Source organism: Mycobacterium sp. UNC410CL29Cvi84, from assembly GCF_000686745.1.
In the GTDB taxonomy this organism is placed as follows: Bacteria; Actinomycetota; Actinomycetes; order Mycobacteriales; family Mycobacteriaceae; genus Mycobacterium; species Mycobacterium mucogenicum_B.
Genome location: NZ_JMLM01000014.1, coordinates 1 through 13,464 on the forward strand (window position 1 = coordinate 1; position 13,464 = coordinate 13,464).

Here is a 13,464-nt window from a genome sequence, read left to right on the forward strand (position 1 = left end):
GATCGCTCATGCCGGCAGCGCCGAGTTCGCGGTAGCGGCCGGCCCAGCGAGCCGCCGTGCTCACCGCGACCTGGAATCGCTCGGCAGCTCGCCGCAGCGGCCAACCATCCTCCACGACGCAGCGAGCCAGGCGCAGACGCCCGGTATCGGACAAAGGAGCATTACGGTGGGACATGAAGACCTCCGAGATGAGTTGGTGCGTTCCTCGACAGCTCGCACTTCACTCGGAGGTCTTCTTCATGTCACCACGCCACGCCGTACCTAACGTCCGTGGTCAGTACAGCTAGTCGGGTCGTCGCAGTACGTATCGAAGGAGGGTTGCCTCCGCGTCGCCCGAGCTCAACCCGTACTCGGAATGCACCGTGATACCGCGAAGCGGTTCGTTGATGATGCCGCAGTCGACGATCTCGAAGTCGGCTTGGGTGAAGATCGAATCCCACTGTCGCCGCTGTACCCGGTTCACGTATTGAACGGTGCTGTTGAACCACCGCTCCCAGGTACTCGGTGAATACCGCAGGTAGTTCTTGGCCGGCATCGCCGGATCGAAATACGACAGGTGATCGGCCAGGTCGATCTGGTGAATCGCATACCCACCAGGCCGCAGCAGCCGGTAGGTCTCCCGGATGACTTGCGGCAGTACGCCGCGGTCCACGTGCTCGAGAGTGTCGGCGCTGACCACCAGGCCATAAGACTCCGATGGGAGTGGAGCAAGGGAGGCGTCGCGCTGCAGACAGTACTCGGCCCCCAGCACCTGGTAGGCGCTGTCGAACGACTCCGCAGCCAGCAGATCGTCGATGAGTTCCGCCGCCAGCGGTCGGCGCCCATCCGGTAAGTTCAACCGGGGCAGCACCTTTCGGAGATTGACGAGGTAGTGCCGGAACACCGGCCACAACCTCATGTCATCGACGTCGAACATCGTGGGTCGAACGTCGGCGAGCAATCTGACGAGTACTGACTCGAAATGCACCCAGCCGGTGCCCAACTCGAGAACACGATCACCCGCGACGACGGGTTGGTGCACCGCGATGAGGTCCGACAGGGCGATCGCCCTGTCGAGATAGCGGTCGGGCAGGCCAGAGCGCATCCGCCGCCGGGTCTCGACGGCGTTCCCGAGGCGGCGGTACGCCGTCCGGGTCTGTGGGGTGAGCGAGAATCCCTTGGCCGCCGTGGCAACCAGCGCATACCTGATCATGTCGATGTCCCAACTCTCGCTCTGCGGGATCGCCAACGACTCACGCCATAGGCCAACGGACCGGACAACATGCCGAGCTTCTCCCAGCGAGCCAGTTCGACCGGCCAGTCGTCGGACTGTTTACGGTCGCGCGACGACATCGAGGAAGCGGCAAAGGCGACGCCCGCAGGCAGCTGACGCATCAGCGTTCCGAGCATCCTGGGCTCGTGCACGATCGCACTGGTCATGTACGCACCGAAACCGACGCCATACCGAAAAGCCTGCTGGCTCAAGGCCGACATCTCCCGTGGGTGCCGATGCCACACCACCGCGGCAGGCTGATACACCAGTTGGTGCCGCACGACCACGCGGAAGAACGAGGCCAGGTCGTCTCCGCCCTTGGCTGTCGTTCCGATCCCGATCGCCGGGTCGAAGCCGCCGAGCCGGCGAAGCACATCGGTATCGAAGGCCATATTGGCCCCCGATCCCAGCCGCCCGATCGCGAAGGGAAACAACGGATCGTCGGGGCGGTTGCCCCGCATGTCGTAGGTACGCCGCGCGAAACCCTTTGAGAATCCGCCATGCCATTCCAGATTCAACTGTGCGGGCGTTTCGAGTTCGGACGGCAGGATGAGACCCGTCACGCAGCCGACGTCCTCACCCGAAGCGAATCCCTCAGCGATGGCCGTCAGCCAGCCGGGATCGACGATGACGTCGTCGTCGGCGAAAGCAACGATGTCCGTTGTTGTTTCCTCGAGCCCCCGGTTGTGCGCCCACGACAGGCCGCGTCGATCTTCTCGTACGTAGCGCACTCGGCCGGCGAACTCGCCGGCGATGAGCGTCTGCGTCGCATCGCTGCTGGGGTCGTTGTCGACGACCAACACCTCGAATGTCGGGTAGTCGACCGCCAGCAAGGTCTGCAGGCAGGTTCGGAGCGTGTCCGGGCGGTCCCGAGTGGCCACGATGACGGTGATCGCCGGCGGATCGGCCAGAACGTCGGCGCGATCGCGGAGGCAGCGCGGCACCGCTGAGGTCTGCGCGCCGAGGGCCTCGATAGTGGCCACGCATGGCAGGCCGTCAGCGGCGAGATGAGCGTTGATCTGCTCGTGCAACGATTCCCACACCGCGGCGGTGTGCGCCTGCCAGGCAACGCCTTTCACACCGTCCAGGATCACCGTGCCAAGCGGATGCCCATGCAGACTGATCAGCGCGTAGATATTCTGGTGCGCTCGGCGCACGTTTGCCAGCAAGACCTCCGTCGGGGGATCACTCAGCTCAATCTCGGTGCGTGCCAGTGGAAGCTCGTCGATGCTGACGGCGCGCAGCGGAAGATGGTGGCCCCCCGGCACAGTCCCCGCGCCGTCGCGCCTGTCTTCACGCGTGGTCGCCTCGTCGTCGTCCGGCGACCGCAGCATCGCGTACCCGTAACCGATCGTCGTGACAAGCAGGCCGACCAGCACCACCGCACTGCGCGCACAGGCGGCGCGACGGCTGCCACGCCCGACCAGGGCATCCCGCAATCCGCCGAGGAATGCCGAAGGCAAAACACTTGTGACGTAACGACGTTCGGTGCTCAGCGCATCGGACGACCCGACCATGCCGCTCACCCGATGCTTCGACAGCCCCTCGGAGAAGCAGCGGTCCAGGAAGTATCGGAGTCGGGCGCGTTCCGGCGTGACCGAGTGCCGGACCGATATCGCAGGATCGAACAGCAGCCTTGCCGCGGGTCGTGCCTGCGACAGCCTGATACACAATTCCGTTTCTTCGCAGCCGACCGGACGTGACCCGAGCCGCCCGACGTCCACATTGAACTCCCCGACTTCCGCAAACACGGAATTGCGGAAGGACATGTTGCAGCCGATGAAATTACGGACACGGGTAACCGAGACCGGCAGACCGCGGTGACTGCAACCGACCACCCAGTCGTACTCGACGGGGAACCACTCCGGCCGACCGGCCGCGGGCCACACCGGTTCGGCATAGCCGCCGACGCCCGCGACCTCGGGGTCGCGGTAGTGCGCGCGCAGCTTGTCGGCCCAACCCGGTTGAATCTCGGCGTCATCGTCCACGAAAGCCAGTACGTCGCGGCTCGCACGAGCGATGCCACTATTTCGGGCACCGGACAGCCCGCGCACGCGCGTGTTCACAATGACGCGATCGCCGTATCGATCCGCCATGGTTTCGTACAGTTGAGTGTTGTAATCGATGACCACAATAATTTCATCGTCAGAATGCATCTGAAGCAGCAGCGCATCGACGCAATTGGTGAGTTGAGCAATTCTGTCATTCGTATAGGCGCAAACGATGATGGACAGCGATACGTCACGGACGCGCGAGCCTGCCTCAGATACTGGCAAATCAGGGTCGGCGCTCAGCATCGACGACCACCGCCGTCTTCCATCACAGCCATCCTCAACCGTCGCGCTACCGCTGCGTGCTGATCGGGACCCGTGGCCGTCACAACAACCTGGCTACTACTGCAGATCACATAGTAGCTACAAACAACGATAATCGGGAGATACTGGCAAATGTGACGGAAGATGCTCATGTGCATGTTCCACCGCCGTGCAGCCCTTCGTTACACCCCCTCGCGCGCCACGCTCGATGGTAAGGTCAGCCGCAACGCGATAACGGGGTCGGATGAGCACAGCAAACTCCAGGCAGCATCAGGCGGCACGGCGCCGCGGGACACGTACCGCGAGCGGAATCAGCCGCGGCAAATCGCGTTCATGCAATTTATTTACGGATTGGTTGTAATTAATGACCAGCCTGCGTGTGCAACTTCGCGACGTCGTCCGGCGGATTCCGGATACACACGTGGCCGTCCATTCCGCAGCATTGATCGCGACCTGGATCATTACCGCTGCCACCGGAATCATTTTCTGGTCCATCGCCGCGAGAGTGATGTCGCCCGGGCGACTCGGCGTCGACACCGCGCTGATTTCGTTGATCTCGACCGCTGGGATCGTCGCCGCGACCGGCACCGGAAACTCGTTCGTGGCCCTGCTGCCGACCCCGGGCTGCGACCGGCAGAAACGACTCGCTGACGGCTACTTCATCGTCGGGCTGCTTTCCACGGTGATCGGTGCGGCGATGGGCATCGTCGCCTCCGCGACACTTCATCTCGACCTCGCGACTGCCGTCTGCTGGACAACGATCGGTTCGGTGGCGTCGGCCACCTACATATTGAAGGACTCCGCCCTCGTCGGGCTCGGCGGAACACCGAAACTGCTCGGGCAGAACCTCGGAGCCAGCATCGCCAAGATCGGGTTGGTCATCCTGCTTGCGTCATACGTTTCGCATCCCACCGTCCTCGCAACCGTCGTGTCATCGGCCGTCGTCAGCGCGATGGCCCTGGGCATCGTGATTCCGCGCCTTCTCACGACTCTCACCGCCGACTCACCGGCCACGATGTCGGGTGGCCCGACCCGGAAGGACCTCGCGGTCTTCTCCATTCGGGACGGCGCCGGCAGCGCGATGGCAAACGGGGTGTTCCTGATCTTGCCGTTCCTCACGACGTGGATAGCCGGGGCGACGCAGGGCGCCGTTGTCGCACTGACACTTTCGTTTTCACTGTCACTCGAACTGGTGTCAGGCGGCGTCGGCACCGCGCTGACCGCGGGGCTGTCCGCTTCGCCCGAGCGGTTGTGGGAGCGTGGGCGCCGGGCGTGGCTCATCACACAGGCCATCGCGATCGTCACCGCCCTCGGGCTCATTGTCGCCGGGCCCGCGGTCGTGGCGATCCTCGGCTCGCAGTACCAGCATCTGCCTGTCGTTTCTGTGCTGATCATCCTCGCCGTTGGGTCCGTCGCGCGCGTCCCGTTCGTCATCTGGTCTTCGGTCGTGCGCGCCATGGGCCGCACGGGTTCGATCCTGATCACCAACGCCTTCGGGACCGCCCTGGCGATACCGCTCATCATGTGGTGCACCACGCAATGGGGCGCGGTCGGGGCCGCCGTGGGCTTGACCGTCGCTTCGACCGCAACAGGATTCATCGGCGCCGTCGGCATCCTCACCAACGGGCGGCCGACGTTTCATCCGTCGAAGAACAGCGCATGAAATGGGGCGGCCCGTGACCAAACCCAATCCACTCCGGCGGATGTGGAGCTTCTTCACGAAGCCGGATCCGCCGTGGTGGATCCCCGCCACGGCCACCGCACTTTTCATCGTGGTGGCAGTAGTCGGCGCGATGGCGATCGTCGATGATCGCCGGGCCGACCGCGACAACGTTCAGCACGAAGCCGACCAGAACCAAGCCCAAGTGCTCGAGAACCTCCGGTTCGTCCGCGAGTACGCCAATTCACAACGGCAATCGGCCGCCGCGACGAACGCAGGCGGTGGCCCGTGCCCACCGTCGCGTCATCTGAGTGCCGCTGTCCGACAATCGTTCGAGAGCATCAATCTCTCGGGGCAGAATCTAGCGTTCCTGCAGCTGCCCAATACGAACTTCGCGCGGGCCAACATGGACGGCGGCCGTCTCGTCGGTGTCGTGCTCACACCCAATGTCGACCTCGCCGGCGCCTCCCTGATCGAGGCGATCCTCGTCGATGGCGATCTCAGCGAAGCCAGCCTGGTCAACACTGACCTAACCAACGCCGATCTACACGGCGCGCGGCTGTGCGGGGCCAACCTCGCCGGGGCAAAACTGGCGGGGGCGAATCTGAGCAATGCCGTGCTGACCGGCATCGATTTCAGCGACGCAAACGGCACATGGATTGCGCAGGAGGGCACGCCCGACGTCGGTTTCGTCGTTCACGGGAAGGTGAACCTCAGCCGAGCCGACCTCGCCGGCGCCGATCTCACCGGTGCGTCGAACCTCGACGCCGCGATGCTCTACGACATCTACTACGACAACACGACGAAGTGGCCCGCCGGCTTCTCACCCCAGCCCAGTCGCGAAAAGCGCTGTGTCCGCGCCGATAAGTTCAGCAACCCTGACAGCCCGTGCCTCGAGGGCGAAGAGGGGGCTTCCCGTTAGCGCGGAACCCGACCAGATGCGCCGGCCGTCGTTGCGGCCGGGGCAGGGCCGACACCGCTCCATGCCGGCCGCGGCTCGCCAACCGCAGATACTGGCCCAATTGGCGGTGCTTGCCGGTGCCGCGGGAGCCCTGTCGTCGATACCGACCGCTCCGGTGCTACAGGCGATGCTGCTCACCGTCTTCTCCTTGGCGGGTATCGGGAGCGCGGCACTGTGCTGGCTGGCTCTGCCGGGACCGGCGGCCACCGCCAGCGTGATAGGGCTGAGCATGGCCGGCGTCATCGCGCTGGCGACCTCGATGAACTGGCTGAAGATCTGGGCGCCGACTCCGTCGTGTGTGATGATCTCGGTACTGGTCACCGCGGTCGGTCTGCTGCGCCTGTGGCAGCTGAGAAACGACAGCGACATCCCGACACCATCGAAAACCGTTGCGGCTCAAGATGTGAACTTCGGGCTGGGCGAATCGGTGCGGCCGCCGCGCCTGGGCGGGATCACCGGCCCATTTGTCGTGCCATCGATCTTGATTGTGGCGCTGTGCATTTGGGCGCTGGCACTACCGGGTTTACGCCGCGTGACCGCAGGACAGTGGGGACTCCTGTTTTCCCAGAGTGGCGTGCTGCTCCTGCTCGCGCTCATCCTCACCGTCACCGGCTTTGTCGTCGCGATCGTGGTGCATCGCGAAATCATGGCTGCCGTCGCCATCCTCGTCGCGCTCATCGTGGATCGGGTCACCGTTCCGATGATCACGGAAGTGCCCATCTACACGTGGACGTACAAGCACATCGGGATTGTCGACTACATACTCAAGAACCATGCGCTCCCGCCAACGGGCGTGGACGTCTACAACCAGTGGCCGGGCTTTTTCGCCGGAATGGCGTGGTTCAGTTCGATCACGAAGTCGGACCTGGATGTCACCGCGCACTGGTTCGGCATCGTCAGCGACGCCCTGCTGATCGTCCTGGTGGCAGCGCTGGCATTGAGTTTCAATGCCAGCATCCGCTCGGCGTTGGTTGCCGGGATGCTCGCGCTACTCGTCAACTGGGTTGGGCAGGACTACTACTCGCCGCAAGCCACTGCGATAGTCCTGTGCGCGTCGGTTCTCGTGCTGCTGTCCTGCTCCAGAAGCCTGCCCGCCGCCGGTTACGTGTCGGTGCCCGTCTTCGCGGTATTGGTGCCCACCCATCAACTCACGCCGCTGTGGGTGGTGGCCGTGACGGTTGCTCTTGCGGTGCTCAAACAATTGCGGCCCCGATGGCTCGCGCTCGTCTACCTCGCCATCTTGGCGGCGTACTTGATACCTCGGCACCACGTGATCCTCCAGAATGGTGGCCTCGCCAGCTTCAACCCGTTCAACAACACCAAAGCCGTTGGGCAGGGGCGTGGTTCAGATGGGCGTGTATTCAGCGTGATCATCGAGCAGGGCCTGTCGATGTCGGTCTGGGTGGGTGCCGCCGTCTGCTTCGTGCTGATCTGGCGGCGCGGCCGTCCGCCGTGGGAGTTGGCCCTGGTCGCGTTTTCGCCCCTCGCCTTGATCTTGGGACTCAACTACGGCGGCGAAGCGATTCTCCGGGTGTTCCTCTACTCATTGTTGGGTTCTTGCGCATTGGTCGCACCGTTCATCACCAGAGCGCTGGACTATCGGCCACCGCAGCGAATAGGTGTGCTGATCCTGGCATGGCTGGCAATGACCATTGCAGCAGCAGCCGGCATGCAGGGCTACTACGGCAGCTGGACGTACATCACCATCACCCGCCACCAGCTGGAACAGAGCCGCGAACTACTCGCTCGGAATGAACCCGGCATCACCGTTACAGTCATGGCGCCGCCCGCAGGCTGGCCGGAGCGCAGCAGCGCGGACTACGTCAGGTTCGCACTGGCACAAGGCAATTACGACAATCCGCTGGACGACCTCCGGACTTCACTGCTCAAGGGCCAACCGACTCCGGAGGCAATCGACAATCTCGAGGCAGTACCCACAAACGGTGCGCTCTACATTGTTCTGCCCGAACAGGTTTGGGCCTACAACGCGTACATCGGTCTCTTCCCTCCTGGCGCGCTCGAAAGCCTCGTCGAACAACTTTCCCAACGACCGAACTGGACTCGGGTGATCGAAGACGAAGATACGTTGGCATTCAAATACGCCCCGCCGCGCAGGTGAGCGTGTCCGCCGAGACGCACAAGGAGTCATCGATGAGTGGCAGAATTTCGAGAACCGCCTTGGTATCAACAGTTCTCATGTGGCTGTTGGTTGTGGGTTTCGTAGCGCTCGGCATCTACGACACCATCGTCGGACACTAGACGGCAGGAGACGCCGATGCTCTTTCGCGTTCTGGTGCTCGCCACGGTGACCATGCTGACGTCCTCGTGCCTGGCCGATTCAGCACCCAGCGACCCGAATACCACCAATCCGATCAACACCACAACGCTGTCGAGCCTCCTGCCGATGCTCAAGCTATCCACCGAGGACAATTTCGACGGACCAACGAACGCTCCACCGGATCCACGGGTGTGGAACACCGATGTGGGCAACCGATGGGGATACGGCAAAGAGACGCAGGCATATACGACCGACCCCGCCAACGTCCGTCAGGACGGCCAGGGCCACCTCGTGCTGGAGGCGACCACGACGGATGGGCACGTGACATCCGGTCGAGTGAACACGGAAGGCAAGGTTCAGCTGACGGACGGGTTGATCGCGGCCCGCATCAAAATGCCTGCGGGGCAGGGTCTTCACCCGGCATTCTGGATGCTCGGAAGTTCTCTGCGCAGTGCCGGCTGGCCGGCGTGCGGGGAGATCGACATCGTGGAGTTCGTCAACGACGGTTCGACCGCCTTTTTCACGATCCACGGGCCGCCCGGTGATCCAAAGCAAGCGGGACCGGATGGCGACGTCCAGTTGCAGTCGACGAAATCGACGCCCAACCTGGTCGGCGACTTTCATACGTACTGGCTGTACAAGCAGTCACAACGATTGATCATGGGCATCGATGACAATCAGGTGGCGGCGTTCAGCGCCAACCACCTGCGGCAGGGCTGGAAGTGGGTGTACGACGCCCCGTTCTTCGCCGTCCTCAACCTGGCCGTCGGAGGCGATTGGGCCGGCGCACTCGCACCCGGTGTACTGCCCAAGCAGATGCTCGTTGACTGGATCAAGGTCTATCAGTGAACACTGCCGATGCAAGCTGATCTGAAGTCGTTACACACCAAGCGAATTCAAGGCAGATGACTTCTTCCTGATGACGATGAGAGAATTGTCCCAGAGCGCGATACCGGGGCGGTGCAGCCTGACGATTTGGAAGACGAGGTCCTGACGGCAGTCCGAAAAGTACTCGTCGTAGGCCTGACGATCCCGCAGCGTGACGTCTTCAATGATGTAGACGCCATCGTCTTTCAAGAGATCAAAGGTGTTTTCAAAGAGGCATTTCCCGGCATGGAACTTGTGCAATCCGTCATCGATGATGACATCGACCGAACCGGCCGGGATGGCAGCGGCACTCTTGAATTCCTGAACGCTGCTGGCGTCCGTCTGGTCGCAGTAGTAGGTCCGGATCCGATCCTCGGTGAACAGGATGTCCTTGTCTATGTCGATGCCGACGACATCAGCGTGGGGGAAGTACTCGCGCCAGACCCGGAGGCTGGCACCCGGCGTGCCGGTGACGCCCATGCTGGACTCACGACTCGGGTTGTTTGTACCCAGCCCACATTCGATGACCGAACGGACGGCCTCGCGCTTCTGGCCGAAGAGCATTTCGTAGAAGTCGGTGTAGGTATGGGTCGGCCAGCTCCGCCGACGGGCCTTGCCACCCTTCTGCACTTCGCCCTTGTCGCTGCCATGCAATTCGCACAACCCTGCGAGCACGCTTGCATCGTCCCGCCCGTAGGAGATTTCCATCGCAAAGGGATTGCGCTTCCGGAGACGCGCGTCCTCGATACGCTCACGAATCGGCTCGCCCGCACCAACACGCCAAAAGATGCGGCGGAGTCTGCCCTGCAGCGCCTGATCGACCTTGTCGGCAACTCGCATAACCACTCGAACATCCCCTTACCGATCTAGCTAACCTATCTATGGACATCGCCGACGATTGAATGACCTTGCTGACGACGAGGACATAGCACCAAAAAGCTGGTCCATCGGAGAATTTCTGCATTAGCCTACCGCGACACGCTCCCTTCAGGGAAGAATCATGAGCAAACAACTAGCCAAACAGAATCGATGTTCCAGAATTCCGCCCGCATCAGTCCGGTCCGACTCCTGAAGCAGGCCGAGGGCGATAACATCGGACAGGAAACATCGGTCACCCGTGGCTCATGCAGCACTCCTGCAGAAAAGGGGCTCAATGACTTCCGATCCGCGGGCGCCACTACGAATCGGCATGGTGACCACGCGTGCCCTACCACTGATGGGCGGAATCGAGACCCACGTTCACGAGGTTTCCCGCCGACTGGCGACAGCCGGTTTGGAAGTAACAGTGGTTACGACCGACCCGATCGGGGACCAACTCGCTGACGACAGCCTGTCCGGCTACCGAATCCGGCGCTTCCCCGCGTACCCACGGTCCCGCGACTACTACCTTTCCCCAGGCTTGTACCAACACCTGATGCACGGCGATTACGACATCGTCCATGTGCAAGGCGTGCATTCGCTCGTCGCCCCAACCGCGCTCGCGGCCACCCGTCGCGCCGGTGTCCGCTCCATACTGACTTTCCACACCGGCGGCCACCCGTCGGCCCTGCGCGCGTCACTTCGTCCACTGCAATGGCGCCTGATGGCGCCGCTACTTCGGTCAGCTGCGGCGTTCGCCGCGGTTTCAGAGTATGAGCGTCGGCTCTTCGCGAAAGTTCTTGGTATCGAGGAGAACACGATTCGACTGATCAGAAACGGGTGCGAGCCCTTGCCGGTTGACCCAACGGCGGAAAGCATGACGGGCAGCCCCTTGATCCTGTCGGTCGGCAGGCTTGAGCGTCACAAAGGTCACCAACGCATCCTGCGAGCACTGCCGAACATCCTGGATCAGGCTCCAGACGCTCGACTCGTGCTCGTCGGCAGCGGCCCCTACGAATCGCGGCTGAGGACAATGGCCGGGGAACTCGATGTCGCCGAACGTGTTTCGATCTGTTCGTTTGGTCCCGATCGCCGTTCGTCGATGGGCAAGCTCATCTCTGACGCTGATGTGGTTTGCCTGATGAGCGAATGCGAGGCCCATCCAGTCGCGATCATGGAAGCCGTCGGCGCAGGCACACCTGCACTCGTCGCCGATACCTCTGGGCTCTCGGAGCTCGGCCGTGCGGGTTTGGTGACGACGATCCCGCTCGATGCGCCACCAGCGCAGCTGGCGGCCGCCACACTGGCCGTTGCCGCCACGCCCCGGTCTGACCCGCCCGCACTACCGACCTGGAATGACTGCGCGGACGAGCTACACCGGCTGTACCTGGAAGTCGCGGGTCTCGGATGAACCGCCATACCGACGAACCATTCAGACGGTGGCTTCGAGAATCAGCGACTCGACGCGGTTCGGGAGTTCACCGATCAAAGTGGCGTGGCGATCCCCGCCCAGCAACTCCGCGTGCTCGGATTCATTTGGTAGGCAACGTCGTATCCGCCGGAATCCCGTGAGCTGCAGCGCATGCCTGAGCGTTGTTTCGTCATAAAGATAGCTGTGGCCCCATGACCTCATCACGCGATTCAAGGCATGAACGGGGTTGTCCTCTTCCTTTCGTTCGGCAGGCGAACCGAAAGTGCGGTTGCTCCACCGGACGTACTCTTGCACGTCTGGGTCCTGCGAATCAGGCAGCAGGCGAACAACATCCAAGTCGGGTGTAGAGATGCGCAGAACTCCTGCCGGATGCAGCACACGCCGCGCTTCCGCGAGCAAACGTAGTCCAGCGTCATATGGCACCTGCTCGAACATGTGCTCGCACAGCACATATCGAAACGACGCCGACGGCACCGGCCAGCGCCGCACCGCGTCGAGATACATGACCGACGGTTTCACCGGAACCAGATCGGTGCACAGCCAGCCGGTCGAGGTCATGGCACCGGAGCCCAGTGCCAACTTCCGCTTGTCAGCAGGCGTATCCCGCAGGTAGCGGTTGAGCTGGCCGGCTCGGCGAACCCTCCCGACGGCCTGCAGCCCGACCGCCGCCGACCGATACACAGCCGGGACTCGCCGAAGCGCGTGTCCGGCCCTCTGCACTGCCGTCACCCGACCGTCGGTCGTCATCCGATCACCGTCCCCCGCCGGAGCGTTCGGACCGCGAATCGATCACCGCAAGGCCCGACAGCGGACCACTCAGACGGCGGCTCCAACGCCACAGCGTCGTTTGAATTCTCTCCGGATAGGGAGCTGTTCGCGCCCCTGATCCCGCCAGCCAGCCCTGCAGCTCTTCGGTTGTGGTGGTCGCTTTCACTGTCAATCTTGCGAGTGCGTAGATGTTGTCCGACTCCGAACTGAACGCATTCATGACCGCGCACGCTGAGGTGTGGCCGGCTGCCGCAACGACCTTGCGCGTCCGGTCGCTCTGGAACCCGTGTGGGTAGGCGAAGCTCGGGATCGCTCGACCACACGCCTGCTCGAGCAGTTCTTTCGAGTACCGGAGTTCCGCAGCGACGTCACCGGCCCGCATGGTGTCGAGCTGACGGTGCGTGTGGCTGTGCGCACCGATCTCGACATCGAGTTGCAGCAGGTGATTCAGCTGGGCCCAGCTCAGCATGGGAGCCGACGGGAGAGCCATTTTCGACGGCCGTGGGGCACGCCCCTCTAACGCGCCCGTCGTCACGTACAGCGTGCTTGGCAGGCGGTGCGTAGCCATCGCCTCTGCCGCACCGATGAAGTCGGCGAATCCGTCGTCGAAGGTGATGACCAGCGGTCGTCGTGGTAGCCGCGTCCGTCCTGCCAGCGCAGCAGTCAGGTCGGAAACCGTCAACGCGGTCCGCCCGCTTTCGGTAACAAGCTCCAAGTGGTGAGCGAACACCGTCGGCGAAACCGAGTAGGGCGCGATCCAGGGCGCCGGGTCGTCGGAGATCGAGTGGTACAGCAGGATAGGTATCACCGTCACGGCTCACCCCCGGACCTCTCCAGCAAATTCGGATACATGCGCGATCGTAGCGTGACAGCATGGCTTCTATCGCCGCCTCGGGCAATTGATGCGCCATGTCAACAGGCGCGGGCCACGATGGGAGGTCTTGTGGCACCGAGAGAAAGCCGCAGCGCAGGGCCGTCGGCCGCAGCCGTGCCGGTTATCGCGAGTCCGGCCCAGAACTCGACCGCTCAACGTGCGACGGGCTCCGGCACCTCCTCGTTCCGCAAAGACATCC

The 13,464-nt window shown here is 63.1% G+C and carries 11 protein-coding genes; 5 read left to right on the forward strand and 6 right to left on the reverse strand.

Annotated features, from left to right (window positions below; genetic code table 11):
• From BR47_RS30945 to BR47_RS32185, 3 genes are all read right to left on the reverse strand, one after another.
• A partial coding sequence (locus tag BR47_RS30945; protein ID WP_036427614.1) for a helix-turn-helix domain-containing protein occupies positions 1–175 on the reverse strand: 175 nt, incomplete at its 3' end.
• Between the two features lie 108 nt (positions 176–283).
• Positions 284–1,228, reverse strand: a complete 945-nt coding sequence (locus BR47_RS0119750; protein ID WP_131810329.1) for a class I SAM-dependent methyltransferase — start codon at positions 1,226–1,228, stop codon at positions 284–286.
• Entirely contained in the window at positions 1,189–3,549 is a 2,361-nt protein-coding gene (locus BR47_RS32185; protein WP_081831350.1) for a glycosyltransferase, read from the reverse strand. The genes BR47_RS0119750 and BR47_RS32185 overlap by 40 nt, the downstream gene beginning before the upstream one ends.
• Positions 3,550–3,931: 382 nt before the next feature.
• On the opposite strand from BR47_RS32185, the gene BR47_RS0119760 reads away from it, so the two are divergent.
• The 4 genes from BR47_RS0119760 to BR47_RS30965 all read left to right on the forward strand — a co-directional run bounded on the left by BR47_RS0119760 (position 3,932) and on the right by BR47_RS30965 (position 9,315).
• Positions 3,932–5,230, forward strand: coding sequence for a lipopolysaccharide biosynthesis protein (locus tag BR47_RS0119760; protein ID WP_029120547.1), 1,299 nt, complete (start codon positions 3,932–3,934; stop codon positions 5,228–5,230).
• Positions 5,231–5,243: 13 nt separating this feature from the next.
• Entirely contained in the window at positions 5,244–6,149 is a 906-nt protein-coding gene (locus BR47_RS32190; protein ID WP_165606051.1) for a pentapeptide repeat-containing protein, read from the forward strand.
• A gap of 100 nt (positions 6,150–6,249) precedes the next feature.
• The gene (locus BR47_RS30960; protein WP_141772278.1) at positions 6,250–8,307 is read left to right on the forward strand and encodes a hypothetical protein; all 2,058 of its coding nucleotides are present in this window, start codon (positions 6,250–6,252) and stop codon (positions 8,305–8,307) included.
• 156 nt (positions 8,308–8,463) lie between these two features.
• Complete coding sequence (locus BR47_RS30965) at positions 8,464–9,315, forward strand: glycoside hydrolase family 16 protein (RefSeq protein WP_051634901.1); 852 nt, start codon at positions 8,464–8,466, stop codon at positions 9,313–9,315.
• Between the two features lie 30 nt (positions 9,316–9,345).
• Here BR47_RS30965 and BR47_RS30970 read toward each other — a convergent pair whose 3' ends face one another.
• Positions 9,346–10,173 carry a class I SAM-dependent methyltransferase gene (locus BR47_RS30970; RefSeq protein ID WP_051634902.1) on the reverse strand — a complete coding sequence of 276 codons (828 nt, stop codon included), beginning with the start codon at positions 10,171–10,173 and terminating at the stop codon, positions 9,346–9,348.
• Between the two features lie 313 nt (positions 10,174–10,486).
• Between BR47_RS30970 and BR47_RS0119790 the strand changes: the two genes are divergently transcribed.
• Positions 10,487–11,602 (forward strand): glycosyltransferase family 4 protein, encoded by a 1,116-nt coding sequence (locus BR47_RS0119790; RefSeq protein ID WP_029120548.1) that lies wholly within the window; start codon positions 10,487–10,489, stop codon positions 11,600–11,602.
• Between the two features lie 21 nt (positions 11,603–11,623).
• Here BR47_RS0119790 and BR47_RS0119795 read toward each other — a convergent pair whose 3' ends face one another.
• Together BR47_RS0119795 and BR47_RS30975 are read right to left on the reverse strand one after the other, a co-directional pair.
• Positions 11,624–12,370, reverse strand: coding sequence for a class I SAM-dependent methyltransferase (locus BR47_RS0119795; RefSeq protein WP_141772277.1), 747 nt, complete (start codon positions 12,368–12,370; stop codon positions 11,624–11,626).
• A 4-nt stretch (positions 12,371–12,374) separates the two neighbouring features.
• Positions 12,375–13,205 (reverse strand): polysaccharide deacetylase family protein, encoded by an 831-nt coding sequence (locus BR47_RS30975; protein WP_020100632.1) that lies wholly within the window; start codon positions 13,203–13,205, stop codon positions 12,375–12,377.
• Between the last annotated feature and the right edge of the window lie 259 nt (positions 13,206–13,464).